We start from the raw sequence: 26794 nt of genomic DNA, 5'->3' as shown, positions 1-26794 counted from the left end.
GTCAATTTCTTTTTTGAATCAGCCACTTATCATTTCATCTTGATACAAGATATTGTGTACCGGTTTAAACGAACGTCTATGGTGTGGGGTTACACCAATATTTTCCAATGCCGATTTGTGACATTTTGACGGATATCCCATATTCGTCTCCCAACCATAGCCGGGATAGTGTTGCGCCAAATCCCACATGATCCGGTCGCGACAGATTTTCGCAATGATCGACGCCGCCGCAATGCTGACGGAGCGCGCATCGCCACGCACCACAGTCTCTGCCGAAATACTCAACCCACGCGGAACCATGTTGCCATCAATCAGGACATGATCGGGGGCAACCGCCAAGCCGAGAATGGCGCGCTCCATCGCAAGATGGCTTGCACGGAGGATGTTGAGCGCGTCAATTTCTTCCACCGTGGCATGGGCGATGGAAACCTGCGCGACCTCTGCCAGCTCTGCGGCAAGCTCTGCACGACGCTTTGCCGACAGTTTCTTGGAATCGTTCAGCCCTTGCGGGATGCGCGCGGGATCGAGAATGACGGCCGCCGCTGTCACCGGTCCGGCCAGGGGACCGCGCCCGACCTCGTCCACGCCAGCAATCAGCCGCGCACCGCGTTTCAGCGCGTCAGCCTCAAGGGAATAATCGGGGGATAGAAGTGATTTTGTCATGGCTTGTTGAACCCCACGGAGCCGTTTTTGCCAAGCGGAAAACGGAAGAAGGGGCCAGACCCTGACCCCTTCCCCTTGGAACGCGGCGCTGGGGTGCGGCCACGCACCTGCTCGACGCCGCCCTATTCCGAGCGGTGCCAAACTTGGCGACCTGCCGTGGTGTAGCCACGCGCACGCAGGCAATGCCCGCTATAGGCCTGTCGTTCACCCCGGAACGAACGCACATCGCGCAAGCATTCGCCGGGTAGACGTCTTGCGCTTTGATAGCTGCGGTCAAGGCACCGTGCACCGAACAGGGTTTCATGGCCGCTCCGGGTGCGGGCGGTCACCTGACAGTGTTGCGGCAGCGGTGCAGGCCGGTTGCCATAAGACCGACGGCCATGGTCATGGCGATCATAGCGGTCGTGTTTCCCCGACATGTGTTTCTGCGGTTTGTAGCGATCACGATCTTTGCGGTCCTTGTACGATTTGCTCTTCTTCTTGTCGTCCTTGTCATTGTCGCGGCTGCTCTGGATCGCTTTGCCGATAATGAAAATAGTGGCCGCGCCCGCCAGAATGCGGGCTATATCCTCTTCACTGGCCGCCTCTACGGGCTTGGCAGCAAAGGCGGTGATGGCCAAACTGGCGGCGAGAACGGTGGAAATGAATTTGCGTGACATGAACGGGGGTCCTTGTGGTTGGATCGTGCGAGTCCTTGGGTCTAATCTGGCGTGGCCTGCATGGCACCGCTTGTGAACTCACCCTCCCCCCGAGGCCGAAAGTCAGGCAATAGCGCCCCCTTGCTATCGGATAACATCACGCTTTTTTCGCTTGGTTATTGAATTGCCGCCGGGCTTTGCGCAGAGTTCATCGCATGACACATACGCGCCCCCTTCACGCATTGATCCTGACGCTGCTGCTGGCCCTGCCCGCTGCCGCGCAGGCCGACTGCTACGCCGATTACAAGGCCAAACGCGATGCGCCCCTGCGTCTGCACTATGGTGTGGCTCGGATCACAGGGGCCTGTTCGCAATCTGCCGCCCAGGCACAGCTGACACCGCGCCTTGCCGCTGATGGCTGGACGCTTCTGACAATCCTGTCCGTATTCGACGATGTCGGGCTGGCCGAAAGGAGAGACAGTGCCGGACAGTATTACCTCCGCTACTGACGCGCGGCGGTCCGGCACCCGCATCGTCATCGGCGGGATAGCCGCCATCGTCATCCTGCTGCTTGGGGCGGCGATCTGGCTGTTTGCTTCCCTGCCGGATGCGGGCGCGTTCAACGAACGGGTGGAACAGCTGTTCGTTGCCAATGACGATCTGACCGCGCAGGCAGAGATCAAGCTGCTGGAAATCCTCGCGCAGTCCGGCACCTCCTTTGCAGAAACGCTTGCCAGCTACCGGATGGTGATCTTCGTATTGCTGATTTTCGCCACGGCCCTGCTTGTGGCCGCGCTGGTATTTCTGGTGATGCTGGTGACGCTGAACCGTCGCATGGCGCAAATTGAACGCTCGGGCATTCAGGTATCGTCGCTTCTGATCAGCCGCGAGGAAAAGACCGTCTATCTCAACAATATGGGGTTCAAACTGACCGAGGCGGCGATGGAAACGCTGAGCGTGCTGGCAGAGGCGCGCATGGATGACGATGTGATGACCGGAGCAGAGATAGAGGCGGTGATCTCTGGCCGTGATGCGTCGGATTGCGAGGAAGCAGCCGGTGCCACGAGGATCAAACGGTTGCGCGACGGGCTGGGCAACCAACTGGTTAGCGAATTGCTGGTCAAGAACATCGCCCGCCGCGGCTATATGCTGACCATCGACAAAGCTGTGATCAAGGTGGTCTGACAGGGCAGTTCCGTCCAACAACAGCGGTTGCGCTGCCGTTGGTTTCGCAAAAGCACAGGGCAGACGCCTGGGCGCAAAACCATGCGGCTTTACTCAATCTTAATTGCAGATGCGCAAATATCGGACCATGCGTGTTCTGCTTGTCCTGTTCGTTATGCTGAGTGCCTGCAACATGGCCGGTCCCGGCTTTCGCGGCGCGCCGGCAACGCGGGCAGAGGCCGGAGGCAGCCATTTCCTGCTGCGTTACAGCGACGGGATGGTAGAGGTTACGCGCACCTCCCGCGCCTTTCTTCCCCGCTTTCCGGTGATCGCATCACATGCGGCAGAGGCGATCCTGATGCAAACCGGCTGCGAAAGCCGTTGGTTCGTGGGCGATCCGGCCATGATGATCGCAGGCCTGTCCTGCAATGGTGGACGTGCCCCGCCAAAACCACGCAAGCGGCGCAGCTATGTCTGCGATGTGACGGGCGGTTATCTTTCCGGGCGTCGCGGCGTATCAGAGTTGGAACTGGAGTGCCGCCGTAGTTGACGGCAGTCAGGCCAGCTGTTTTTCCATGAAAATGCTCGCCGATGTGTCTGCATAGTCGCCGAAAGGTTCACATAGATCAAACCCTTGCCGGGCATATAGCCGATGCGCTTCGTGCAACAGATCGCCGGTTTCCAGCCGCAGCAAAGGATAGCCGCTCTCGCGGGCGATCTCTTCAAGACGGTTGACCAGACCGGCGGCAATGCCACGCCCACGCGCTTCTGGCAGGGTGAACAGGGACTTGATTTCGCCATAGCCGTCCATACGTCTCATCGCGACACAGCCCAGGATGCGCTCGTCTTCCTCAGCGACCAGAAAGACGACACTCTCCGCACACAGAACCTCGACTGTCAGGTAGTAGTTTTCTTCGGCTGTAAACAAATCTTGCATAAGCCGCTGACTGCTTTCCAGCAACGCGGTTGCCTGAGGTTCATGCGGTGATCCGGCTCTGATCCTGAAGGGCATTATCCTACACTCATCAAGTTATTGGATTTGAAGATAAAAAATTTCACGCGTCAAGATGTGCTGTTATTTCAAAATAATCTATATCTTGTGGACAAAATGCAAAATGCCGCCATATGCAGCGCGCAACACTTGACTCACCCCCGGCTCAACCGTCACTCTCGGTCGACACGAGGGAATCACGGAACCCGTTGTCTTGCGCTTTTCAAAACTCAGACTCACCGGCTTCAAAAGCTTTGTCGACCCCACGGACCTGATCATCGCCGATGGGTTGACTGGGGTTGTGGGGCCGAACGGCTGTGGCAAATCCAACCTGCTTGAAGCACTGCGCTGGGTCATGGGCGAAAATCGTCCGACTGCCATGCGCGGTGGTGGGATGGAGGATGTGATCTTTGCAGGTGCCGCGACACGTCCGGCGCGCAACTTTGCCGAAGTTTCCCTGAGCATCGACAATTCCGACAGGCTGGCACCCGCCGGTTTCAACGACAGCGACATGCTGGAGATCGTGCGTCGGATCACCCGCGACGTCGGATCCGCCTACAAGACCAACAGCAAGGATGTGCGCGCACGCGATATTCAGATGCTGTTTGCCGATGCGTCGACCGGGTCGCACTCTCCGGCGCTGGTCCGGCAGGGTCAGATCAGCGAATTGATCAACGCCAAGCCCAAGGCGCGCCGGCGCATTCTGGAAGAAGCCGCCGGAATTTCGGGGCTGTATGCGCGCCGCCACGAGGCCGAACTGAAGCTGAAGAATACCGAAACCAATCTGACCCGCGTCGATGACGTGGTCGAACAGCTTGCCACCCATTTGGCGCAGTTGGAGCGACAGGCCAAACAGGCCGCACGCTACCGGTCCATCGGCGAAGATCTGCGGCGCGCCGAGGGCTTATTGCTGTACCGTCGCTGGAAAGAGGCGGATGTCGCCTGTACCGAGGCGGAGACCGTTCTGCGCGAACGCACCACTATGGCCGCACAATCGGAAACCGCGGCGCGTCAGGCCGCGAAGATCCGCGCAGAACGCGATACCGGACTGCCCCCCCTGCGCGAGGAAGAGGCGATCGCCACAGCTGTCCTGCAACGGCTACAGGTCCAGCGCGACACGCTTGCCGATCAGGAAAAGCGGGCTTTGGATGCCATCGAAAGCCTGAAACGAAGCATCACCCAGATGATGATGGACATGGAGCGCGAGACCGGACTGAACCACGACGCGGGCGAAACCATCGCGCAACTGGAATGGGAAGCCCGCGAACTGGACAAGGCCGGAGACGGCCATGACACGCGGCTGGAGGAAGCCTCTGCCGCCTCGCATGAAGCGGCAGAAATCCTGCAAGCCCGCGAATCCGACCTGTCGCAACGCACCGAAGACGTGGCCCGCCTGGCAGCGCGGCATCATTCCGCCATGCGTTTGCTGGAAGACAGCCGCAAGACGCTGGACAAGAACGAGGGCGAGGCGACGCGTGCGCGCGACGCCATGACCGCCGCCAAAGAAGCCATGGAAGCCGCGAACGAAACGATGGAACGCGCCGCCCATGCCGAAGATCTTGCCCGCGAAAACGCCGAGCGTGCAGAGACCGCGCTGACCCTCGCCGAGGAGGCCCGTTCCGAGACGCAATCACGAGAGGCGGATGCCCGCGCTGAACGGTCCGAGGCAGAGGGCGAGGCAAACGCGTTGCGCGCCGAGGTCACAGCTTTGGCGCGTCTGCTGGAACGTGACACGGCCGAGGGCGGGCAGGTGCTTGACCGTTTGCAGGTTGAGCAAGGGTTTGAAAAGGCGCTTGGTGCGGCGCTTGCCGACGATCTGCGTGCGCCCGAGGTTGACGCCGATGGCCCGTCGGGCTGGACAACTCTGCCGGACTATGACGCGCGACAGACCCTGCCCGAAGGTGTGACGCCGTTAACCAACCACGTCTCGGTGCCCGAGGTTCTGCAACGCAGAATGGTGCAAATCGGGCTGGTGGGCGACGGCGACGGCCAGCGCCTGCAAAAGTTGCTGAAGCCCGGCCAGCGCCTTGTCAGCCTTGAAGGCGACCTTTGGCGTTGGGACGGCTTCCGCGCTTGGGCGGCAGATGCGCCCTCGGCTGCGGCGTTGCGTTTGGAGCAGCTGAACCGGCTTGAGGCACTGAAACAGGAAAACGCCCATGCCGAGGCCCGCGTTGACGGGGCACGCGCGGCCCATGAAACGCTGACCGCCCGCATGGCAGAACTGTCCACCGCCGACCAAGAGGCCCGCAAGGCGCGGCGCGAGGCTGACGCGCAGGTCAATGAGGCCAGCCGCGCCCTGAGCCGCGCCGAAGCGGATCGCGATCTGTCGCAGGGCAAGGTGGAAAGCCTCGCCATGGCGGTGACCCGCTACGAAGAAGAGGCGATTGCTGCGCGCAAGCAATTGACCGAGGCCGAACGCGGCGCACAGGGTCTGGAAGATCTGGAAAGCGCCCGCGCCGAGGTCGAAGATATCAAGATGACGGTCGAGGCCGCACGCATGACCATGATGGCGCGACGCTCTGCCCATGATGAAATACGCCGTGAGGGCGAGGCCCGGCGTGCGCGCCTCCAACAGGTCACGAAGGATCTGAGCGGCTGGCGGCACCGGCTGGAGACCGCCAAGACGCGCAGTCAGGAATTGCTGGACCGTAAGCAAGCCGCCGAAGAGAAACTGCAAGAGGCCAGCGCGGCACCCGAAGAAATCGCCATAAAGCGTGACGAGTTGACCCAAGCGATTACCGAGGCGGAGGCGCGCCGGGCGAATGCGTCCGATGCGCTCAGTACGGCCGAAGGTGCCTTGCGCGAAGCCGAAACCGCCGAACGCGATGCCGAGCGCGCTGCGTCAGAAGCCCGCGAATCCAGAGCCCGCGCAGACGCCCGCGCCGAGGCTGCGCGCGAAACCGCCACTGCCGCCGCGGATCGCATTGAGGACGAACAAGAAACCACGCCACAAAAGCTGCTCGAACAGCTGGATGCCGACCCTGACAAAATGGCGGATTCCGACAGTATAGAAGCGGATGTAAACCGTTTGAAACGCCAGCGCGATGCGTTGGGGGCAGTAAATCTCCGCGCCGAAGAGGACGCCCGCGAAGTCCGCGAAGAGCATGACACGCTGGTCACCGAAAAGGCCGACCTGGAAGAGGCCGTGCGGACCCTGCGCAACGGCATTGCCAGCCTGAACCGCGAAGGGCGTGAACGCCTGCTGACCGCCTTCGAGCAGGTCAACAGCAACTTCCGGCTGCTCTTTACCCATCTGTTCAACGGTGGCGAAGCCAATCTGGTGATGGTTGAATCGGATGATCCACTAGATGCCGGGCTGGAGATCATGTGCCAGCCACCGGGCAAGAAGCTGTCGACGCTTTCGCTTTTGTCAGGCGGCGAACAAACCCTGACCGCGATGGCGCTGATCTTTGCGGTGTTCCTGGCAAACCCGGCGCCGATCTGTGTACTGGACGAGGTCGATGCGCCGCTGGACGATGCCAACGTCACACGGTTCTGCGATTTGCTGGACGAGATGTGCCGCCAGACCGATACGCGTTTTCTGATCATCACCCACCACGCCGTCACGATGAGCCGCATGGACAGGTTGTTTGGTGTCACCATGCAGGAACAGGGCGTCAGCCAGTTGGTATCGGTCGATCTGAAGCGGGCAGCAACACTGGTCGCGTGACAAAAAAAAGGCCCCGGAGTTTCCTCCGAGGCCGATACTGTTAAAACAAGTTACTCGTTAGCTTCAAAAGTGGTTTACTTCTCGTAATCTTCCATGGCTTCCAGTTCTTCTTTGGTCGCCGCGACGTAGACACGCAGATCGTCACCACCATCTTCTTGTTGCAGGTTCAGCTGGTCGAACGGCATCGAGACGTGCTTTTCGCCAATCCCAAGGAAGCCGCCGACATCAAGGATGACGTTGCTGATCTTGCCATCTTCCGAAACGATCACTTCCGAGATCTCGCCGACCCGTTCGTCGCGACCGTCATAGACTGCCGCACCGTCAATCTGCTCGGCGGTCATGGTCGTCGCATCAACGGCCATGTAGCCTTCGGGCGAGTAGGTCATGCCATCGATGATCTCGCCATCTGTTTCAGCGGCCATCTCAGTTTCTGTTTCAACGGCCATCTCGCCGTCTGTCTCAGCGGCCATCTCGTCGGCTTCCTGCTCCATCTCTTGACCGGCGGCCTCGGCCGATTCGGCGACCTCGTCACCAGCTTCGACAACTTCGTCGCCCGCTTCATTCAACGCGGCACCTGTGGCCACGACCGCACCTTCGGCATTTTCGCCAGCTTCGGTTGCAGCGCCTTCAACGGCAGCAGCAGTCTGGTCCGTGGTTTCTTCAGCCATATCGTCTGCATTCTCACCGGAACGCTCGGCCGCATTCCACGCACCAATCAGGTCGGTGTCGAATTCTGGTGCATTCTCCAGTGTTTCACGGTCACTGTTCACAACGACAAAGAAGTCACCAGCCGCGTCTGTGTCAGAAACGAGTTTCAGATCCGACAGGTTAACCGCGACGGTGCGCTCGCCGATGCCCAAGAAACCACCGATGTCGAGAAGCACGGCTTCCATGTCACCGGACCTTGACAGGATCACATCGTTAATCTCACCGATGCGTTCCCAGTTGTCTCCGGCATCGACCATGCCCTCATCACCGACTTCGTCTTCGGTGGAATAGACACTCATACCGATCAGGCGCGAGGCGCGCAGGTCAGCCGTAGTTTCCATGGCAGAGCTGTCGACGAACGGGCCACTCATGCTGTGTTGTTCGGCAAAGGCGGGGAATGTCCCGGCCATCACGATGGCTGTTGTAGCGAGAAGAGTTTTCATGTTTCATTTCCTCCAGATTCATTTCGTCCTGAGCAGGATGTGTTTGCTGCCCGGCTATGGAGGATGAACACGCTCGACGGCGGGAATGTTCCTCGGCGGTTCGCCAAAAAGTCTTCATCGACGGGGCTTGAAGTGGGGCGGCACCAGACTATCGCGAAGCGACAACCAAGCATTGTTCGCGTGCTTTTCAGAACTGATCTTCTTTCTATTGGCAGCATCGAGGCGACGATAGATCTCTGGAAATTGTCTATTTCTATATTTTAAATCAATATGTTATTTTTATTTCGACAGGCAGACACCGGGCAATCGCTTCGGGGTTGCACACCATTTCCGCCTCGTGCCCGTCGCTTCATTAAAAGACGCGCGGAATTTCGCTCACGGCTGATATACTGCTCTTCACGACTGAAAATGCGGCGACGCGGTTTGCGAACTTCGCGGCAGCGGACACCGGTGAGACCTGAGGTCGACAAGAATCCGACGTTAGTAACTGCGGGCGAGTATAGCATCTGCACCGAAATTCATGCCTTCGACCTGTCATTAAGCATGATGTCGGCCCGTTGCAGACAGATGCAACGGATATGTTGATACAAATGCGAGGTCGTGCCATTTTACATAATGCTGTATTTCTACGGTATCATTAGGCGGATTTACGCTTCCTCCATCAAGATTACGCAGACGTTAACTTTTTGTTATGATCAAACCTTTCAGATTACCCGCAAAGGCGGCGCGGGCATTGTGCCGGAGATTGTGAATGAATGTTCTTATTGTTGAGAGCCGGGCAGAGCTTGGTAAAATCTGGAAAAGCCATCTGGAACGATTGGGTGCACAGGTCTGGCTGGTGACGTCGCAAGACGAAGCTGTGTCACTGTTGAGGGCCACTATTTTTGACGTGCTTGTGCTGGATCTGGTGCTGAAAGATGGCAGCGCCATGGCAATCGCCGATTTTGCAAGCTATCGCCAGCCGGGGGCAAAGGCGATTTTTGTGACCAACACATCTTTCTTTTCGGACGGATCCATTTTCCAACACTGCTCGAATGCCTGCGCGTTCGTTCAGAGCGAAACGCCGCCAGATGATCTGGCGGCGATGGTCGAGCATTACGCCCGTCACGAGCCGACCTAAGCGGCGTTCAGTCTTTCGCGATCTTGCGGTGCCATAAAATCCGGGTCCGGCGTGATCGGCACGATCCGGTGCGGATTGATGGTGTCGTGACTGTAATAGTAATGCCGCACGATATGATCGAAATGGACAGTCTCTGCGACACCCGGCCACTGGTAAAGTTCTCTGACATAAGCCCACAGGTTTGGGTAATCGACGATCTGCCGCAAATTGCATTTGAAATGCGTGTGATAGACCTTGTCGAAACGCACCATTGTGGTGAACAGTCGCCAATCCGCTTCGGTAAGACGGTCGCCCATCAGATAGCGGTTGCGCGACAGAATGTCCTCGATCCAGTCCAGACTGTCGAAAAGCGGATGCACGGCCTCGTCATAGGCCTCTTGGCTGGTCGCGAAACCGGCCTTGTAGACGCCATTATTGACCGTATCGTAGATGCGCGCATTCACCGGTTCTATCGCGTCGCGCAGGTTTTCGGGCCAATAGTCATCGTGGTTGCCGGTCACATCGTTGAAGGCGCTGTTGAACATGCGGATGATTTCGGCGCTTTCGTTCGAGACAATTGTGTCGCGCTGTTTGTCCCACAAAAGCGGCACGGTCACGCGCCCGGTCATATCTGGCTCTGCCTTCAGGTAGACGTCGCGCAAAAACGGCAGCCCGTACAGCTTGTCACCTGTGGTGCCCGCGAAACCGGTCTTCAGCTCCCAGCCTTCCGAAAGCATTTCGGGATGTACGACGCTGACACCGATGTGATCCGTCAGGTCCTTGATCGCGCGGAAAATCAACGCGCGATGCGCCCAAGGGCAGGCATAAGAGACATATAGATGATACCGCCCGGATTCGGCCTTGAACCCACCTTCACCCGAAGGTCCGGCGCTTCCGTCGGCGGTGATCCAGTTTCGGAAACTGGCCTCTGATCTTTCGAATTTACCTCCAGTGGATTGCGTATCGTACCACTTGTCTTGCCACGCACCGTCAACCAGCAAACCCATTTTGCCTACTCCCTATCCATTCAACTCTCTGTCCACCAGATAGAGCTTTCGCAGCTCGCATGAAGAGCAAATGACGCGCAACGCATGTGCGCAGGTGAACGGAACTCGCATATCAGCGCTGCGATCATCACATGATCGCACGTCTTGGACATTATGCTGTCGCGTTTTGGATAACTACTGAAGGTCTGAAAACGCCTCCTGCAAGCGCGCGGCTGCTTCGGACACGCGGGCGTGCTGGGTCGCGAGGTTAAAGCGCATGAAACTCTCGCCGCCTTGACCGAAATCCGGACCGGGGCTGGCGGCGATGCGGGCGGTGCCTTTCACGCGGGCCTCGACCTCGGCATAGGTCATGCCGGTGCCGGAAAAATCCACCCAAGCAAGATAGGTTGATTGCAGCGGCAGCGACCGCACACCGGGGATGGCATTGATCGCCTCGTCAAAATCCTGTCGGTTGCGATCAATATGCGCCACTTGCGCGTCGACCCATTCGGCCCCTGTTGGAGTATAGGCGGCGGTGACCATCTCCAGCCCCAGACGGTTGGGGCCCAGATCCAGCGCCCGCATCCGGTTGTTCATCGCCCCGCGCAGCATCGCATCGGGGATGATCATGTTGCCCGTCTTTTGTCCGGCAATGTTGAACGTCTTGGAGGACGCCGTCAGCACGATCAGGCGGTCGCGTATCTCTGGCGCGGCTACATCCATGGGCACAAAGATATTGCCCGGCATGATCAGATCGTGATGCACCTCGTCCGAGACAAGTACCAGATCATTGGCGCGGGCAAATTCCGCCACGGCGCGCAGTTCATCCCCGGTCCAGATCCGGCCAGAGGGGTTTTGCGGCGAACACCAGATCAGCATCTTCTCGGCACCGGTCAGCAGGGTCTGCGCCGCGTCCAGATCAATCTGGTAGCGATCCCCGTCAAGGATCAGCGGAATTTCCACGACCTCGCGCCCCGCCCTGCGGATCTTGCCGGAAAACTCGTGATAGACCGGCGAGAAGATCACCACCCCGTCACCGGGATCGGTATAGACATCAAGGCAAAGCCCGATCGCATTGCCCAGCCCGGCAGAGGTAAGGATCCAGTCCGGCTCTATCTGCCAGTTGTGGCGCGTTGTCATCCACCAACAGATCGCAGCGTTATACGCGCCGGGGTCCGCGAAATAGCCGAATATGCCCAGATCAGCCGCAGCCCGGACCGCGTCGATCACGCAAGGGGCTGTCGGATAGTCCGAATCTGCCGTCCACATCGCCAGGCCGTCTTTTGGAGAAACCCCGAAAAGCGGCTCCATCGCGTCCCATTTCGACGAATGGGTTCCACGACGATCAATAAGGCGGTCGAAATCGAACGTCATGGACGGCTCCTGATTGGCTTGTACCGGTATGTGCTGCGCGCAACGTCGGGGACGCTATCTTATTGGTCATCAAGTGCAAGCGCCGGATATTGCGCCTTAGCGTTTCATCGCCTAAATGATTGCCATGAAACGGCCCATTCTCATCCATCCCGATCCGCGCCTGAAAAAGGTCTGCCCGCCCGTTGCCGATATTTCGGACGAGTTGCGTGCGCTTGCCGATGACATGCTTGAAACCATGTATGACGCCCCCGGTATTGGCCTTGCGGCGCCGCAGGTCGGTGTGCTGGACCGGCTGATCGTGCTGGATTGTGTCAAGGACGAGGCCGCGCCCGCGCAACCCATGGTGATGTTCAACCCCGAGGTGCTGGCGGTTTCAGACGACTTGAACATCTACGAGGAAGGCTGTTTGTCGATCCCGGATCAATATGCCGATGTCGAGCGCCCGCGCGAGGTGCGGATTGGCTGGCTGGACCGTGACGGCAATCCGCAAGAGCAGGATTTCGACGGGCTGTGGGCGACATGCGTGCAGCATGAGATCGATCATCTTAATGGCAAGCTGTTCATCGACTATCTCAAGCCCCTGCGCCGTCAGATGATCACCCGCAAGATGCAAAAGCTGAAGCGAGAGAAGGCCCGCGCGTGACCGTCCGGCGCTGCCTGCCCTGGCCTGACAAGCGTTTGCGGACCCCGGTCGCCCCTGTGGATGCCATCACGGACGAGATCCGTGCCCATTGGCAGGACATGATCGACACGATGGACGCAATGCCCGGTGTGGGCCTTGGCGCGCCGCAGATCGGCGTGATGCTGCAACTGGCCGTGGTTGATGCGTCCGAGGCGCGCGGTCAGGCCGTGCGCATGGCAAATCCCGAAGTGTTGCACGCATCCGCCCGAGGTCGCGATCACGAGGAGGCCAGCCCGAACCTGCCGGGTTTTTCGGCCAGGATCACCCGGCCCCGCGCGGTGACCGTGCGGTTTCTGAATACAGATGGCGAGATTGAGGAAAAGGATTTCGTCGGGCTTTGGGCAACCTCGGTACAGCACCAGATCGACCATCTGAACGGCCGGATGTATTTCGATCACCTGAGCAAGGTGAAGCGGGACGTTTTGCTGCGAAAGGCGCGCAAGTTCGGGCGTTAGTCTGTCATACCGATCTCGGAGCGGGGGCCAACCCCCGCACCCCCGGAGTATTTTGCCAAGAAGAAGGAGGGATCAGGTTGCGGATCGTGTTCATGGGGTCGCCCGAATTTTCGGTTCCGGTGCTGGAGGCATTGGTCGCGGCCGGGCATGAGATCGTTTGTGTCTACTGCCAGCCGCCCCGCCCTGCCGGGCGCGGCAAGAAGGATCGTCCGACGCCCGTTCATGCCCGCGCCGACGCGATGGGGCTGGAAGTGCGCCACCCGGTCAGTCTGAAGTCCGAGGAGGCGCTGGCGGCATTTGCGGCGCTTGACGCAGATATTGCGGTGGTGGTGGCCTATGGTCTGATCTTGCCGCAGGCGGTACTGGACGCGCCCCGGCTTGGCTGTCTGAACATCCACGCGTCGCTTTTGCCGCGCTGGCGGGGGGCCGCGCCCATCCACCGCGCGATCATGGCCGGGGATGCCGAGACCGGCGTTTGCATCATGCAGATGGAGGCCGGGCTGGACACCGGCCCGGTCTTGTTGCGCCGTGCCACGGCCATTGGCACCGAAGAAACGACGGGCGTGCTGCATGACCGTTTGTCAGCTATTGGTGCCGAAGCGATTGTCGAGGCGCTGGACGTGCTGCCAAGCCTGACGCCGGAGGCACAACCCGATGGAGGGGCGACCTATGCCGCCAAGATCGACAAGGCGGAGGCTGCGGTTGACTGGACGCGCACAGCCGCCGATGTCAGCCGTCAGATCAGAGGGTTGTCACCCTTTCCCGGTGCCTGGACACTCGCTGATGGCGCGCGGATCAAGCTGCTGGGGGCCGCGCTGGCACTTGGCAACGGCCCTGCGGGAACCGTGCTTGACGACGCGTTTACAGTGGCTTGCGGCACGGGCGCGGTGCGCATCACCCGCGCGCAGCGGGCTGGCAAGGGGGCGCAGGATGCCGAGACCTTTCTGCGCGGAAATCCCATCCCCAAAGGTACACAGTTAGGAGGCTGAGCCGCATGTTTCCAACCCTCATCGGTACGGTGGTCATCGCCGGGATCGTCGGCTATCTGTCCGAACGCACGGGCTTTACCCGCAATGGCATTCTGCAAAGCATCATCATCTGTATCGGCGGGGCGTTTCTGGCCTATTTCGTCCGGTTGATGTTCGGAATCGGGTTCGGGTCGCCGGGCCTGAATGCGGTTGCGTCCTCGATCGGGGCGTTGATTATCGTTCCGACGCATTGGCGCAGATAGGCGGCGCGCAAGGCTCGGCCGTTATCCGACATCCGACGCTGGATGTGACGGTTTGGTGCGGCATTGACCGGCATGGATTGTTGAGAGGCATTACCCGGAGCGGTCACACGCGCGGCGGGCGGCTGCGGTAGACCGGCAATCGCCAGCCGAACGCGAGAGAGCCTGCCCGCAATGCCAGTGTCAGCCCTGCGCAGGCCGCGAGGACAATCCATTCCGTTCCGATCAACGTGTCGACGACCACGGCTGCGACGGATCCGGCAAACGCGGCCGTCACATACAGTTCGCCCGCCTTCAGGACCAGCGGCACCTCGTTGCAGACCACATCGCGCATGAGCCCGCCCATGCAGCCGGTGATCATGCCCATCAAGACCACGACCAGTGGTGTTTGCGCCATGGCCATCGCCACGCCGGTGCCCGCTGCAACCGCGATTGCCAGCGCGCAGGCATCAACCCAGAGCAAGGCGCGGTAACGACTTTCCAGAAAATGCGCGCCAAAAAACACCACGATGGAGGCCAGCACAGCTATGCCGATATAGGTGGGGGTGCCGATCCAGAATACCGGATCACGCAGCAGAAGAACATCGCGGATCGTCCCGCCCCCGACCGCCGTCAGGCAGGCCAGAAAGGCAAACCCAACGATGTCGAGCTGCGCCCGGCTGGCAACCAGCGCACCGGTCAGGGCAAAGACCAGCACCGAGGCGTAATCGAGCAGGGCAAGCAGGCTCACGCGCCGGCCTTGCCTGATCGGGATGCCTTGAAAGGTGCCATTCCGGCGCGGGCCAGTTCGTCTGCGCGCTCGTTCTCGGGGTGGCCCGCATGGCCCTTGACCCATTTCCAGATCACGTCATGCCGGGCCTGTGCCTCGTCCAGCCGCTGCCATAACTCGACATTCTTCACCGGTTTCTTCGCCGCCGTTTTCCAGCCGTTGCGTTTCCAGCCGTGAATCCAGGTTGTGACACCGTTTTTCACATAGGCAGAGTCGGTAACGATCGTGATGCCGCTCGGACGACCCAAGGCTTCAAGCGCGTTGATCGCGGCCAAAAGCTCCATCCGGTTGTTGGTGGTGTCGGCCTCGCCGCCTTGCAACTCGCGTTCCTTGACGATCTCGTCGCCCGCCATGGCGCGCATCAACACCCCCCAGCCGCCCGGTCCGGGGTTTCCGCTGCACGCGCCGTCGGTATATGCAAAAAGCTCAGCCATGAGCGGTCAGGGTGAACCAAGCCGCGACCGTGCCGTCAAGCCCTTTATCGGCCCCGGTTCGCAGATCGCTGACAGAAAGCCCGATTTGCGCAAGCAATTCGCGGATTTCGGCGACCGTGTAGTATGTGTAGAAACGGCCAAGACTGTCGCGCGCCTCACCGGTGCCTTCCTTCAGGCCAAGATGTAGCCGACCGTCGGACCTGAGGGCCGTTTTCAACCGAGCCAGATGCGCGGGCATTTCCGCACGCCGGGCGTGCAGGAGGCTGAAGTTTGCCCAGATCCCATCATATTTCGCGACGTCCTGAATATCGCTGAAATCCGCTTGCCAGACGTCAACCCCTCTATCGCAGAGGCCTTCTCGACCATTCCGGCGCTTGCATCTATCGCGTCCACCCGGAAGCCCGCCTTGACCATGTAGCGCGCCCAACTGCCCGGGCCGCAGCCCAGATCCAGGACAGTACCACGCTCGGGCAAAGCCGAAAGGAACTTGTTCAGCGCGGTCGGCGCTAAGGCGTCGTGGTCCATCAGTCGCGCGTAATCGCCCGCCTTCTCATCATACACGCCGAGGGTCTTGTCGTCGGTCACAAGACTACCGCGACTGCAAGGCAAGCGATGGCGACCAGCGCGGATGTGGGGATTGAGCGGTTGCTGGCAGGGGCGGACATGCCTGACGGCTCCGGCGCGCTTATGCCGGTTCGCGCAGAACGCGCGGAACCTTGAACTCGACGTTTTCTGTCGCGGTCTCGATCGTGCGCAGCGTTACGTCGAACCGATCTTGGAAGGCGTTGATAACCTCGTCGATCAGCACTTCGGGCGCAGAGGCACCAGCCGTGATGCCCACGGCCTGCGCGCCATCCAACGCGCGCCAGTCAATATCCGTGGCGCGCTGGACCAGTTGCGAATAGCCGCAGCCCGCCTTGCGACCGACCTCGACCAGACGCTGCGAGTTTGACGAATTCGGCGCGCCGACCACCAGTATGGCATCAACCTGAGGGGCCATGGCCTTGACCGCCTCTTGCCGGTTGGTCGTGGCGTAGCAAATGTCTTCCTTATGCGGGCCGACGATATTCGGAAACCGCGTCTTCAACGCCGCGACAATCCCCGCCGTGTCATCGACCGACAGAGTGGTTTGCGTGACAAAGGCCAGCCGGTCAGGATCACGCACTTCGACATCGGCGACATCCTCCTCGGTTTCGACCAGCAAGACCTCACCAGGCGGCAACTGCCCGATCGTGCCTACGGTTTCCGGGTGGCCGTCATGGCCGATCATGATCATCTGAAGGCCGCTATCGGCATGGCGTTGCGCCTCGATATGCACTTTCGAGACCAGCGGACAGGTGGCATCAACGAAAACCATCTCGCGGCGCGCGGCCTCTGCCGGTATGGCCTTTGGCACGCCATGCGCGGAAAAAATCACCGGGCGGTCACCGGGGCACTGGTCCAGCTCTTCTACAAACACCGCGCCCTTGGCACGCAATCCGTCGACGACGAACTTGTTATGCACGATTTCATGGCGAACGAAGACCGGCGCGCCCCATTTCTCCAGTGCCATCTCGACGATCTTGATCGCACGATCGACACCGGCGCAGAATCCGCGAGGGGCGGCCAGACATAAGGTGAGGGTCGGTTTGGTCATGTGCGTCTCCTGTCATCGCAACAGGTAAGGCGCGCAAGGCATATCGTCCAGAGCCTGCAACGCCGCAAATGCAAGACGGCGACCGCCCGGTCGCCGCTTGCGTCGCAAATTTGCCAATTCGATCAGCGAAAATTCCGCTGATCAGCTGCTGCTGGCAACTTCAAAGCTGCGTTCTGCCGGGTGCTCACGAGGCGGACGCCCGATAACCTCTTTCAACTCATCGAGTTCGATGAAGTTGTCGGCCTGACGGCGCAGTTCATCGGCGATCATCGGCGGCTGGCTGCGGATCGTCGAAACGACCGAAACGCGAACGCCCTGACGTTGCAAGCTTTCAATGAGCGGACGGAAATCACCATCGCCTGAGAACAACACAATGTGATCGACACGCGGGGCAAGTTCCATGGCATCGACTGCAAGCTCGACATCCATATTGCCTTTGACTTTCCGACGGCCCTGACTGTCAGTATATTCCTTGGCAGACTTGGTCACCATCGTGAAGCCATTATAGTGAAGCCAATCAACCAAAGGGCGAATGGGTGAGTATTCGTCATTTTCCAGAAGCGCGGTATAGTAAAATGCCCGAAGCATCTTTCCCCGACGCACGAACTCTTGTCGCAAGAGCTTGTAATCGATGTCGAACCCAAGCGCCTTTGCCGCAGCGTACAGGTTCGATCCATCGATGAACAGCGCAAGCCGTTCGTCTTTGTAAAACATAAAATGTCCTTCCGATAATTTTAGGTCTTGCCTGCATGGTGGAGTGTGAGTGGAATTCCAGACAAAACCGGATAACCTAGAATTTAAGGATTTATACGAATGCTTCAAGCCCGAAGACCTGACGTTAAGAATAGCAAAATATATGAAACCGATCAAGAATTGCTGATTGCCGTAGGGTCAAATCTGGGTTCGCAATATGGTAACGCTACGGAAACCGTCGCCGCCTCTGTAAACGCGATCGCAAATTCGGGAAGGCAGATCAGGGCTATCAGTCGCTTTTATGCAACGCCCTGCTTTCCAAAAGGTGCCGGTCCGGATTATGTGAACGCCGCTTTGGTATTGCGCGCGGCCGGGAAATCCATAAGCGGAGAACTGCACAACCTACACGCGATTGAGGCGGAATTTGGCCGATCGCGCAAGACACGCTGGGGAATGCGCACTCTGGATCTGGACCTACTGGCCGCAGGCGCTACCATTCGGCCAGACCGCGCGACTTTTGATCAGTGGCACAATCTGGACGAAGCCGCACAGCGGCGCGACGCGCCTGACACCCTGATTCTCCCGCATCCGCGCCTTCAGGATCGTGCATTCGTACTGGTCCCGCTTTGCGACGTGGCACCCGACTGGCGACACCCCGTTCTGGGACGATCCGTCGCAGAACTTTGCGCGGATCTGCCGGAAAACATGCGGCGCGAGGTGGTCGCGCTTTGAATCCCGGCTTGTCAATCGTGATTTGCCCCATTACATACACCGCTTGCCTAGGTGATATGAAAAACCACGGAGAGTTTAATGGCCCGCGTGACCGTCGAAGACTGCGTAGACAAGGTACCGAACCGTTTCGAGTTGGTGATGCTTGCATCCCACCGGGCGCGCGAAATCTCCTCTGGCGGGGCGATAACCGTGGACCGCGACAACGACAAGAACCCGGTTGTTGCGCTGCGCGAGATCGCGGACGAGACCCAATCCGCTGACGAACTGCGCGAGCGTCTGATCGAATCCAACCAGACCCAGATCGAGGTCGATGAGCCTGAAGATGACGCCATGGCGCTTCTGATGGGTGCTGAAGCTGACAAACCGGCCGATGACGACCTGTCCGAAGAAAAGTTGTTGCGCGCATTGATGGAAGCCCAAGGTCAGGGCTGATCTCGCGCAAGCGACCAGGGGATGAGGATAGGGGAATGATCCCGGCAGAAGACCTGATCGCGCTGGTTCATAACTATAATCCCAAGACCAACGAAAAACTGATCCGGGCGGCCTATGACTATGGCCGCCGGATGCATGACGGCCAGATGCGCCGCTCTGGCGAGCCGTATTTCACCCATCCCGTCGCCGTTGCCGCCATTCTGACAGAGCAGCAGCTTGACGATGCCACGATCATCACAGCCTTGCTGCATGATACGATCGAGGACACCAAATCCACCTATTCCGAAATCTCGCAGCAGTTTGGCGACGAAATCGCGATGTTGGTGGATGGCGTGACAAAGTTGACCAACCTTCAACTATCTTCGACAGAGACCCAGCAGGCCGAGAATTTTCGCAAACTGTTCATGGCGATGTCCAAGGATCTTCGGGTGATCCTGGTCAAGCTGGCCGACCGTTTGCACAATATGCGCACCATAAAGGCGATGCGCCCGGAAAAGCAGGTCCAAAAAGCGCGCGAGACAATGGACATCTATGCGCCGCTGGCCGGTCGGATGGGCATGCAATGGATGCGCGAAGAGCTTGAAGATCTGGCATTCCGCGTACTTAACCCCGAAGGCCGCGCCAGCATCATCCGCCGCTTCATCACCTTGCAAAGGGAAACCGGCGACGTCGTGCACCGGATAACCGGCGACATGCGCAAGGAGCTGGAAAAAGTCGGCATTGATGCCACAGTTTATGGCCGCGCGAAAAAGCCGTACTCAATCTGGCGCAAGATGCAGGAAAAAGAGATGGGCTTTTCCCGCCTCTCGGACATCTACGGCTTTCGCATCATCACACGGTCTGAAACCGACTGCTACGGCGCGCTTGGCGCGATCCATCAGCGCTGGCGTGCGGTGCCGGGACGGTTCAAGGACTATATCAGTCAACCCAAGACCAACGGCTATCGCTCGATCCACACCACTGTGTCGGGGCGCGACGGCAAAAGGGTCGAGGTGCAGATCCGCACCCGGCAGATGCATGACGTGGCCGAAACCGGGGTGGCGGCGCATTGGTCCTACCGCGACGGCGTACGCTCGGAAAACCCGTTTGCGGTAGACCCGGCGAAGTGGATTTCCTCGCTCACCGAACAGTTCAACGCCGAAGAGGATCACGACGAGTTTCTCGAAGCCGTGAAGCTGGAGATGTATTCCGACCAGGTTTTCTGCTTCACGCCCAAGGGCGACGTGGTCAAACTGCCCCGCGGAGCCACGCCTCTGGATTTCGCCTATGCGATCCACACCCGCATCGGCTCTGCCTGCGTGGGTGCCAAGGTGGACGGGTTGCGGGTGCCAATGTGGACGCGGCTGAAAAACGGCCAGTCGGTCGAGATCATCACCGCCGAGGGACAGGTGCCGCAAGCCACCTGGCTGGAGATCGCCATCACCGGCAAGGCCAAATCGGCGATTCGCCGGGCGCTGCGCGAGGTTGACCGGGAGCGGTTCATCAAGCTGGGGCGCGAACTGGCTCGTTCGGGGTTTGAGCATGTCGGCAAGAAGGCAAATGACAAGGTTCTGGAAACCGCTGCGCGCACATTGCGGCTTGAGGACCGGCAGACCTTGCTGGCCCGCCTGGGCAGCGCGGAACTGTCGGTGCGGGCCGTGGTTCAGGCCGTTTATCCCGACCTGGCCCCCAAGGAAGGCGAAAGCATCGAGCCGAAGCGTGCCGTCATCGGCCTTGCGCCGGGCCAAAGTTTTGAACGTGCGCCCTGTTGCCAACCCCTGCCCGGCGAACGGATTGTCGGGTTGACCCAACGCGGCAAAGGGGTGGTCGTGCATTCCATTGATTGCCCGACGCTGGCCTCTTACGAAGATCAGCCTGTCCGCTGGCTTGACCTGCATTGGCACTCTGGCAGCCATCCGGCGGCCTACACGGCGACGCTGGAACTGACGATAGGCAATGACGCGGGTGTGCTCGGTCGGATTTGCACATTGATCGGCGAACAGAAGGCCAATATCTCTGACATGCAATTTGTCGATCGCAAACCGGATTTTTACCGTCTTCTGATTGGTGTGGATCTGCGCGATGCCGAACATCTGCATTCCGTCGTCACCGCTTTGGCGGCGGAAAGCGATGTCGCGGCGATTTCGCGGCGTCGGGAGACAGCCCTGAGCATTGCGCAGGACAGCGCGGCGGAGTGAACGAAAGGACAAGGCTTGGTCTTCAAGCGGCGCGACAGACGGCCGATCTGGAAGATCGCACTCGAAGGTCTTTGGCCTCGTGGCGGGTGGGGCCGTGCCGCGCAATATGTCAAGCATCGCCTGCGCCGCCTGCCAGATTCCCCTGAAAAAATCGCGCGCGGCATTTTTGCCGGGGTCCTGACGACATTCACGCCATTTTACGGCATGCATTTTGTCGTCGCGACCCTGCTGGCCCTGACCGTGCGCGGCAATATCCTTGCCGCTTTGCTTGGCACGTTTTTCGGCAATCCGCTGACCTATCTGCCGATCGCCGTGATTTCATTGAAGACCGGCAACTTTCTGCTTGGCAACCGCCATCATCCGGCCAGTGCAGATCACGAATGGCTGGGCCGTAAATTCGTGGGCGCTGCCGCGGATCTAAAGAACAATCTGGTGGCCGTGTTCAGCGACAAGACTGCCGACTGGCACAACCTGTTGCGATTCTACGATGACATTTTCTTTCCCTACCTGATCGGGGGCATCCTGCCGGGCATCTGCGCCGGGTTGGTGGCCTATTACCTGTCCGTTCCGGTGATCCGGGCCTATCAGAAACGCCGCACCAGCAAACTGCGCGCCAAGTTGGAGAGCTTGCGAAAAAAAGCGGCGGCCAAGGCTGACGAGGCTGCAAAAGGCGAATAAGGTCCGACGAAAAGCACCTGAAAGGAACTCTGTCATGCCGCAATTGGACAAACTCCGTCTTGGCGTGAATATTGATCATGTCGCGACCGTAAGGAATGCACGCGGCGGCGGCTATCCCGACCCGCTTCGGGCGGCGAAACTGGCAGAAGACGCAGGTGCCGACGGCATCACGGCGCATCTGCGCGAGGATCGTCGACACATTTCAGACGCCGATATCGACGGGCTGATGGACGTGCTGACCGTGCCGCTGAACTTTGAAATGGCCGCCACTGACGAAATGCAGCGCATCGCCCTGCGTCACCGTCCGCATGCCGTCTGCATCGTGCCGGAAAAGCGCGAGGAAAAGACCACCGAGGGCGGGCTGGAAGTCGCGCGCGAGGAAAACCGGCTGGCGCATTTCATCGCTCCTCTGCGCGAGGCCGGTTGCCGCGTGTCCATCTTCATCGCCGCCGACCAGCGCCAGATCGAGGCCGCGCACAGGATCGGCGCTCAGGTGATCGAATTGCATACAGGTGCGTATTGCGATGCCCATGCAGAGGGACGCATGGACGATTGCACAACGGAGTTGGAGCGTATGCGCGAAATGTCCACCCTGGCGCATTCGCTGGGCCTAGAGGTCCACGCCGGGCACGGGTTGACCTATGACACGGTCAAACCCGTCGCGGCCTTTCCGGAAGTGATGGAGTTGAATATCGGTCACTTCCTGATCGGCGAGGCAATCTTTCGCGGCCTGACCCCGGCCATTGCCGAAATGCGCCGCCTGATGGATGAGGCACGCGCGTGAAAAGTGCCGGGAGTTTCTTTGTCGACCTTTGGCAAGGCCGATCAAAAAGCCCAGATGTCAGGCTCGTGCGTGCCGGATGATCCTCGGCATTGGCACTGATTTGGCGAATATCGACCGCATACAGGGCACGCTGGACCGGTTCGGCGACCGGTTTCGCAATCGTGTCTTCACCGAGACGGAGCAGCGCAAGGCAGAGCGGCGGGCCGATACGGCGGGCACCTATGCCAAACGCTGGGCCGCGAAAGAGGCGTGTTCGAAGGCGCTTGGCACCGGGCTGCGCATGGGGATCGCGTGGAAGGACATGGCAGTCAGCAACCTCGCGACCGGCCAGCCCGTCATGCAAGTCACCGGATGGGCCGCCGAACGGCTGGCGCAGATGACGCCTGCGGAACATGAGGCGATCATTCACGTCACCCTGACGGACGATCACCCTTGGGCGCAGGCTTTTGTCGTGATCGAGGCCCGGCCAGTCGCAGCCGGGGTTCATATCAGCGCTCCACCACCCAAGCCATGACGCTACAGCGCGCAAGCCCCGGCGCGGCAGGGCATGGCCGCTTGACACCCTTCGCCTGCCCCCTCATGTAGCGCCAGACCCACCTAGATCGGAGACCATCATGGCCGAAGCCAAACAGGGTAATTCCATTATCGAGACGATCAAGACCATCGTCTATGCCCTGCTGATAGCCGGTGTCTTTCGCACCCTGTTCTTTCAGCCCTTCTGGATCCCGTCCGGGTCGATGAAGGACACGCTTCTGATCGGCGACTTCCTGTTCGTCAACAAGATGGCCTATGGGTATTCCTACGCGTCCTGCCCGACGGTCCTGATCCCCGCGATCGGCATCAATATCGACGCCGAGGATATTTGCGGCTGGATGAAATCCGGCGATCCGTCCAAGGGCGGCGAACGGTTCATGGCCGGCGCGCCGGAACGCGGCGATGTGGTGGTTTTCCGTCACCCGGTGACAGGGCGCGACTTCATCAAACGGCTGACCGGTCTGCCGGGCGACAAGATCCAGGTCAAGGCAGGCGTGTTGCAGATCAACGGCGAGCCCGTGAAGCTAGAGCCCTCAGGCACGTTTGAAGAGATTGCAGAGCCGCAAGGCCCCCAACGGCTGCGCCCGCGCTGCGAAAACGGCCCCGTGGGCACAGGTGGTCTGTGCACCAAATCACGCTTTACCGAAACGCTGCCCAACGGCGTCAGCCACGATATTCTGAACATCGCCATGCAGAATTCCGACAACACGCCGGTCTACACTGTCCCCGAGGGCTTTTACTTCTTCATGGGCGACAACCGCGACAATTCCTCTGACAGCCGCGTGCCGCAGCAGGTCGGTGGCGTTGGCTTTGTGCCTTACGAAAACATCGTCGGCCGCGCAGATCGCATCATGTTCTCGTCCTCCGGGCGGTCGATGCTGTTTTTCTGGACCTGGCGGAGCGATCGTTACTTCAAGAGGGTCGAGTGAAACTGTCAGCCGACCTAAAGGCCCTTCAAGGCCGTCTCGGGCATGAGTTTTCCGACCCCGAACTGCTGATCCGTGCGGTTACGCATGGCTCTATCTCGTCTGCCCGTGGTGACAATCAGCGGCTGGAATTTCTCGGCGACCGGGTGCTGGGTCTGGTGATGGCCGAAACCCTGCTGGCCGGCGACAAAACCGCCAGCGAGGGCCAGCTTGCGCCGCGCTATAATGCGCTGGTGCGCAAAGAGGCCTGCGCAGACGTCGCGCGCCAGATAGATCTGGGTGCCGCGCTGAAACTTGGGCGCTCGGAACAGCTTTCCGGTGGGCGGCGCAAACAGGCGCTGCTGGGCGATGCGATGGAAGCGGTGATCGCGGCTGTCTACCTTGATGCTGGGGTCGAGGCGGCACGCGCAATGATCCTGCGGCTCTGGGGCGTCCGCATCGACACCGTTGACGAAGACGCCCGCGACCCCAAAACCTCGCTTCAGGAATGGGCGCAGGCACGCGGCATGCCCCCGCCCCGCTACGAGGAAACCGCCCGCACCGGCCCCGATCATGCCCCGGAATTCACCATCCGCGCGTCGCTGGCCGATGGCACCAGTGCCGAAGCAACGGCACCGTCAAAGCGGCAAGCCGAACAGGCCGCAGCCAGAACCTTGCTGGACGGTCTGGCGTGAGCGCTACCTGCCTCTCGCGGCGCAGCCATGAGTGACAACCTGCGCGGCAGTCTGTTGATGATCTTCGCGATGCTGGGATTCGGCATCGAGGACGCATTCTTCAAGGCGGCGACCGGGACAGGCGGGATCACCGCTGGCATGGCAACGCTGCAATTCGGCCTTCTGGCGATGGTGCTATACGCCGTCTATGCGAAGGCGCAGGGCGTGCCGGTCTGGACCACCGCGTATCTGAAAGCCGGCTTGATGATCCGCACCGGGTTCGAGATCGTCGGCCGCTTGTTCTTTGCGCTCAGCCTCGCCTACACGCCGCTTTCAACCACCTCGGCCATCCTACAGGCGGCGCCGCTTGTGGTGATGCTTGGCGCTGTATTCGTGCTGGGTGAACGCATTGGCCCCCGTCGCTGGGCCGCCATGGTGGTAGGCTTTGTCGGGGTTGTGCTGATCGTGCGCCCCTCGCCTTCGGGGATCGAACCCAACGCGATCTTCGCCCTGCTTGGCATGATCGGCTTTGCGGGCCGCGATCTGGCCACCCGCACCGCGCCCGCAACCGTTCACGCGGCACAGCTTGGGGTGCTGGGATTTGCCGTCGTTTCGCTGGCGGGGGTGGTCATCCTGTGCTTTGAGCCCGGAATGCCTGCGCTGCCCGCGCCGGGTGCCGCATTGTTGATCTGCGGCACGGCTGTGTCGGGCGTGCTTGGCTATACGGCCATGACCTACGCCATGCGCACCGGAGAGGTCGGCGTGATCGCGCCCTTCCGCTATTCCCGGCTGATCGTCGCGCTGATCCTCGCCTACACGCTGTTCGGCGAACGGCCCGACGCGATGACGCTGTCGGGCGCTGCGCTGATTGTCGGCGCAGGGATCTTTTCGCTGTTGCGTGATCGCAGGGCTGGCGCGAAGCCCGACTCTGCGCTACATCGCCTGTCTTGATAGCCAAGGAACCCCAATGACCACACGCGCCGGATTCGTCGCCCTGATCGGAGAGCCCAATGCGGGCAAATCGACGCTGACCAACCAATTGGTCGGCGCCAAGGTCAGCATCGTGACCCACAAGGTCCAGACCACGCGCGCGCGTATCCGCGGCGTGGCGATGGAAGGGGACGCCCAGATCGTGCTGGTCGATACACCCGGCATGTTCCGTCCGCGCAGACGGCTGGACCGCGCCATGGTTGCCGCCGCGTGGGGCGGTGCTGCGGATGCCGATATCGTCGTGCTTCTGGTCGAGGCGCATCGCGGCATCACGCCCGGCGTCGAAGCCATCCTGGAACGTCTGGCAGAGATCGGACAGGACGGCCACATTGCACTGGCGATCAACAAGATCGACCGGGTCAAATCCGACGTGCTTCTGGCGCTGTCCAAGGAACTGAACGACAGGTTTGCCTTTGCCAATACCTTCATGATTTCCGCCGAAAAGGGGTTTGGCTGCGCGGATCTGAAGGCCTGGCTGGGCGCGGAACTGCCCGAAGGCACATGGTTTTACCCCGAGGATCAGATCGCTGATCTGCCGATGCGCATGATCGCCGCCGAGGTCACCCGCGAAAAGCTGACGCTTCGTATGCATCAGGAATTGCCCTATCAGTTGACGGTCGAAACCGAGAACTGGGAAGAGCGTCCCGACGGTACGGCGCGTATCGACCAGATCATCTATGTCGCCCGAGACGGCCACAAGGGCATCCTGCTGGGCCACAAAGGCGAGACCATCAAGGCCGTGTCCAAGGCGTCACGCGAGGAGCTCGAAGAGTTTCTGGGCCGCCGTGTTCACCTGTTTCTGCAAGTCAAGGTGCGCGAGAAATGGCTGGAAGAGGCCGAGCGTTATTCCGAAATGGGACTGAATTTCCGCGACGGCAACGCCTGATCCATGGCTCGTCTGACGGCCGAGTTCTGGGTGCATGCCTATCTGGCACGGCTGCGGTTCCAAAACATCCCGGCCTTTGTGACGGCCCATGGGGATGACACCGCTGGTGCGGTTCTGGTCAAACTCAACACATTGAACGGGCGGGCCCAGGCGTTTCAACGCAGCTTTGATCTGATGAGCGGCGCGCGGGCCTGGGTCACGCTGGCCGAAGGTGATGAGGCGGAGGTTGATGCGGCAATCAGCAGGCAGCGGCGGTTCGATCCCGACCTTTGGGTGATCGAGGTCGAGGACCGTGACGGGCACCATCTGCTGGATGAGCCGGGTCTGTCCGACTGAGTGTTCCGTGCGCTGAAAGGGACGGAGCGAGGG

Annotated in this window: 33 protein-coding genes; 21 read left to right on the top strand and 12 right to left on the bottom strand. The window is 60.1% G+C overall.

Translation table 11 applies throughout. The features are described 5' to 3' along the window. Window positions 1-18: 18 nt before the first annotated feature. Both ACN0WV_RS04460 and ACN0WV_RS04455 read right to left on the bottom strand, forming a co-directional pair. Window positions 19-663 (bottom strand): ribonuclease HII, encoded by a 645-nt coding sequence (locus ACN0WV_RS04460; RefSeq protein WP_417604029.1) that lies wholly within the window; start codon window positions 661-663, stop codon window positions 19-21. A gap of 122 nt (window positions 664-785) precedes the next feature. Then, complete coding sequence (locus ACN0WV_RS04455; RefSeq protein WP_417604028.1) at window positions 786-1322, bottom strand: hypothetical protein; 537 nt, start codon at window positions 1320-1322, stop codon at window positions 786-788. 194 nt (window positions 1323-1516) lie between these two features. On the opposite strand from ACN0WV_RS04455, the gene ACN0WV_RS04450 reads away from it, so the two are divergent. The 3 genes from ACN0WV_RS04450 to ACN0WV_RS04440 all read left to right on the top strand — a co-directional run bounded on the left by ACN0WV_RS04450 (window position 1517) and on the right by ACN0WV_RS04440 (window position 3015). Further along, window positions 1517-1810: a hypothetical protein gene (locus ACN0WV_RS04450; protein WP_084350432.1), complete on the top strand. Its 294-nt coding sequence runs from the start codon at window positions 1517-1519 to the stop codon at window positions 1808-1810. Next, window positions 1782-2486: a winged helix-turn-helix domain-containing protein gene (locus ACN0WV_RS04445; RefSeq protein ID WP_235866531.1), complete on the top strand. Its 705-nt coding sequence runs from the start codon at window positions 1782-1784 to the stop codon at window positions 2484-2486. Before ACN0WV_RS04450 ends, ACN0WV_RS04445 begins: the two co-directional genes overlap by 29 nt. 127 nt (window positions 2487-2613) lie before the next feature. Continuing rightward, a complete protein-coding gene (locus ACN0WV_RS04440; RefSeq protein ID WP_417604027.1) occupies window positions 2614-3015 on the top strand; it encodes a hypothetical protein in 402 nt (133 codons plus the stop codon). A 6-nt stretch (window positions 3016-3021) separates the two neighbouring features. On the opposite strand, the gene ACN0WV_RS04435 is transcribed toward ACN0WV_RS04440, so the two are convergent. After that, window positions 3022-3402, bottom strand: a complete 381-nt coding sequence (locus ACN0WV_RS04435) for a GNAT family N-acetyltransferase (protein ID WP_417604026.1) — start codon at window positions 3400-3402, stop codon at window positions 3022-3024. A 268-nt stretch (window positions 3403-3670) separates the two neighbouring features. Between ACN0WV_RS04435 and smc the strand changes: the two genes are divergently transcribed. Continuing rightward, complete coding sequence (gene smc / locus ACN0WV_RS04430) at window positions 3671-7126, top strand: chromosome segregation protein SMC (protein WP_417604025.1); 3456 nt, start codon at window positions 3671-3673, stop codon at window positions 7124-7126. 74 nt (window positions 7127-7200) lie between these two features. Here the strand turns inward: smc and ACN0WV_RS04425 are convergent, their stop codons facing one another. Further along, window positions 7201-8277 carry a PRC-barrel domain-containing protein gene (locus ACN0WV_RS04425; RefSeq protein WP_417604024.1) on the bottom strand — a complete coding sequence of 359 codons (1077 nt, stop codon included), beginning with the start codon at window positions 8275-8277 and terminating at the stop codon, window positions 7201-7203. A gap of 63 nt (window positions 8278-8340) precedes the next feature. Between ACN0WV_RS04425 and ACN0WV_RS04420 the strand changes: the two genes are divergently transcribed. Both ACN0WV_RS04420 and ACN0WV_RS04415 read left to right on the top strand, forming a co-directional pair. Beyond that, window positions 8341-8541, top strand: coding sequence for a hypothetical protein (locus tag ACN0WV_RS04420; protein WP_417604023.1), 201 nt, complete (start codon window positions 8341-8343; stop codon window positions 8539-8541). 487 nt (window positions 8542-9028) lie between these two features. After that, window positions 9029-9397, top strand: coding sequence for a response regulator transcription factor (locus tag ACN0WV_RS04415; protein ID WP_417604022.1), 369 nt, complete (start codon window positions 9029-9031; stop codon window positions 9395-9397). Here ACN0WV_RS04415 and ACN0WV_RS04410 read toward each other — a convergent pair. Together ACN0WV_RS04410 and ACN0WV_RS04405 are read right to left on the bottom strand one after the other, a co-directional pair. Further along, window positions 9394-10383, bottom strand: coding sequence for a glutathione S-transferase family protein (locus ACN0WV_RS04410; protein WP_417604021.1), 990 nt, complete (start codon window positions 10381-10383; stop codon window positions 9394-9396). The genes ACN0WV_RS04415 and ACN0WV_RS04410 overlap by 4 nt on opposite strands. A gap of 174 nt (window positions 10384-10557) precedes the next feature. After that, window positions 10558-11736, bottom strand: coding sequence for a MalY/PatB family protein (locus ACN0WV_RS04405; RefSeq protein ID WP_417604020.1), 1179 nt, complete (start codon window positions 11734-11736; stop codon window positions 10558-10560). A gap of 124 nt (window positions 11737-11860) precedes the next feature. On the opposite strand from ACN0WV_RS04405, the gene def (ACN0WV_RS04400) reads away from it, so the two are divergent. The 4 genes from def (ACN0WV_RS04400) (at window position 11861) to ACN0WV_RS04385 (ending at window position 14104) form a co-directional block, all read left to right on the top strand. Further along, window positions 11861-12379, top strand: a complete 519-nt coding sequence (gene def / locus ACN0WV_RS04400) for a peptide deformylase (RefSeq protein WP_417604019.1) — start codon at window positions 11861-11863, stop codon at window positions 12377-12379. Continuing rightward, a complete protein-coding gene (gene def / locus ACN0WV_RS04395) occupies window positions 12376-12873 on the top strand; it encodes a peptide deformylase (RefSeq protein ID WP_417604018.1) in 498 nt (165 codons plus the stop codon). Before def (ACN0WV_RS04400) ends, def (ACN0WV_RS04395) begins: the two co-directional genes overlap by 4 nt. 77 nt (window positions 12874-12950) lie before the next feature. Continuing rightward, complete coding sequence (gene fmt, locus ACN0WV_RS04390; protein WP_417604017.1) at window positions 12951-13862, top strand: methionyl-tRNA formyltransferase; 912 nt, start codon at window positions 12951-12953, stop codon at window positions 13860-13862. 5 nt (window positions 13863-13867) lie between these two features. After that, on the top strand, window positions 13868-14104 hold the full coding sequence (locus tag ACN0WV_RS04385) for a hypothetical protein (RefSeq protein ID WP_417604016.1): 237 nt from the start codon (window positions 13868-13870) through the stop codon (window positions 14102-14104). Window positions 14105-14207: 103 nt separating this feature from the next. Here ACN0WV_RS04385 and ACN0WV_RS04380 read toward each other — a convergent pair whose 3' ends face one another. From ACN0WV_RS04380 to ACN0WV_RS04355, 6 genes are all read right to left on the bottom strand, one after another. Continuing rightward, on the bottom strand, window positions 14208-14831 hold the full coding sequence (locus ACN0WV_RS04380) for a trimeric intracellular cation channel family protein (RefSeq protein ID WP_417604015.1): 624 nt from the start codon (window positions 14829-14831) through the stop codon (window positions 14208-14210). Then, window positions 14828-15304 (bottom strand): ribonuclease HI, encoded by a 477-nt coding sequence (rnhA, locus tag ACN0WV_RS04375; RefSeq protein WP_417604014.1) that lies wholly within the window; start codon window positions 15302-15304, stop codon window positions 14828-14830. Before rnhA ends, ACN0WV_RS04380 begins: the two co-directional genes overlap by 4 nt. Next, window positions 15297-15542, bottom strand: coding sequence for a hypothetical protein (locus ACN0WV_RS04370; RefSeq protein WP_417604013.1), 246 nt, complete (start codon window positions 15540-15542; stop codon window positions 15297-15299). Before ACN0WV_RS04370 ends, rnhA begins: the two co-directional genes overlap by 8 nt. Beyond that, window positions 15518-15889, bottom strand: a complete 372-nt coding sequence (locus ACN0WV_RS04365; protein WP_417604012.1) for a class I SAM-dependent methyltransferase — start codon at window positions 15887-15889, stop codon at window positions 15518-15520. Before ACN0WV_RS04365 ends, ACN0WV_RS04370 begins: the two co-directional genes overlap by 25 nt. Before the next feature lie 100 nt (window positions 15890-15989). Beyond that, window positions 15990-16940, bottom strand: coding sequence for a 4-hydroxy-3-methylbut-2-enyl diphosphate reductase (ispH, locus tag ACN0WV_RS04360; RefSeq protein ID WP_417604011.1), 951 nt, complete (start codon window positions 16938-16940; stop codon window positions 15990-15992). A gap of 141 nt (window positions 16941-17081) precedes the next feature. Beyond that, entirely contained in the window at window positions 17082-17654 is a 573-nt protein-coding gene (locus ACN0WV_RS04355; RefSeq protein WP_084350447.1) for a LabA-like NYN domain-containing protein, read from the bottom strand. A gap of 99 nt (window positions 17655-17753) precedes the next feature. Here ACN0WV_RS04355 and folK point away from each other — a divergent pair, with 99 nt between their 5' ends. The 11 genes from folK (at window position 17754) to ACN0WV_RS04300 (ending at window position 26761) form a co-directional block, all read left to right on the top strand. Beyond that, entirely contained in the window at window positions 17754-18365 is a 612-nt protein-coding gene (gene folK / locus ACN0WV_RS04350) for a 2-amino-4-hydroxy-6-hydroxymethyldihydropteridine diphosphokinase (protein ID WP_417604010.1), read from the top strand. Window positions 18366-18443: 78 nt separating this feature from the next. Next, entirely contained in the window at window positions 18444-18797 is a 354-nt protein-coding gene (gene rpoZ, locus ACN0WV_RS04345; RefSeq protein WP_084350449.1) for a DNA-directed RNA polymerase subunit omega, read from the top strand. Between the two features lie 35 nt (window positions 18798-18832). Continuing rightward, on the top strand, window positions 18833-20974 hold the full coding sequence (locus tag ACN0WV_RS04340; protein WP_417604009.1) for a RelA/SpoT family protein: 2142 nt from the start codon (window positions 18833-18835) through the stop codon (window positions 20972-20974). Between the two features lie 15 nt (window positions 20975-20989). Next, the gene (locus ACN0WV_RS04335) at window positions 20990-21652 is read left to right on the top strand and encodes a DUF2062 domain-containing protein (RefSeq protein ID WP_084350451.1); all 663 of its coding nucleotides are present in this window, start codon (window positions 20990-20992) and stop codon (window positions 21650-21652) included. Window positions 21653-21686: 34 nt separating this feature from the next. Beyond that, the gene (locus ACN0WV_RS04330; protein ID WP_084350452.1) at window positions 21687-22436 is read left to right on the top strand and encodes a pyridoxine 5'-phosphate synthase; all 750 of its coding nucleotides are present in this window, start codon (window positions 21687-21689) and stop codon (window positions 22434-22436) included. Window positions 22437-22512: 76 nt separating this feature from the next. Then, window positions 22513-22950: a holo-ACP synthase gene (gene acpS / locus ACN0WV_RS04325; protein WP_417604008.1), complete on the top strand. Its 438-nt coding sequence runs from the start codon at window positions 22513-22515 to the stop codon at window positions 22948-22950. A 100-nt stretch (window positions 22951-23050) separates the two neighbouring features. Next, window positions 23051-23899: a signal peptidase I gene (lepB, locus tag ACN0WV_RS04320; protein WP_417604006.1), complete on the top strand. Its 849-nt coding sequence runs from the start codon at window positions 23051-23053 to the stop codon at window positions 23897-23899. Next, a complete protein-coding gene (gene rnc / locus ACN0WV_RS04315; RefSeq protein ID WP_417604005.1) occupies window positions 23896-24570 on the top strand; it encodes a ribonuclease III in 675 nt (224 codons plus the stop codon). The genes lepB and rnc overlap by 4 nt, the downstream gene beginning before the upstream one ends. A 27-nt stretch (window positions 24571-24597) precedes the next feature. Then, window positions 24598-25500, top strand: a complete 903-nt coding sequence (locus tag ACN0WV_RS04310; protein WP_417604004.1) for a DMT family transporter — start codon at window positions 24598-24600, stop codon at window positions 25498-25500. A 16-nt stretch (window positions 25501-25516) separates the two neighbouring features. Next, window positions 25517-26425 (top strand): GTPase Era, encoded by a 909-nt coding sequence (gene era, locus ACN0WV_RS04305; RefSeq protein ID WP_417604003.1) that lies wholly within the window; start codon window positions 25517-25519, stop codon window positions 26423-26425. 3 nt (window positions 26426-26428) lie between these two features. Continuing rightward, window positions 26429-26761 carry a DUF1491 family protein gene (locus tag ACN0WV_RS04300; protein ID WP_417604002.1) on the top strand — a complete coding sequence of 111 codons (333 nt, stop codon included), beginning with the start codon at window positions 26429-26431 and terminating at the stop codon, window positions 26759-26761. The last annotated feature ends 33 nt before the right edge of the window (window positions 26762-26794 follow it).

It is taken from the genome of Primorskyibacter flagellatus (assembly GCF_048268605.1).
GTDB lineage: Bacteria > Pseudomonadota > Alphaproteobacteria > Rhodobacterales > Rhodobacteraceae > Primorskyibacter > Primorskyibacter flagellatus.
Note: the sequence above shows the minus strand (reverse complement) of the source record. Positions and strands in the feature narration are given on the sequence as shown.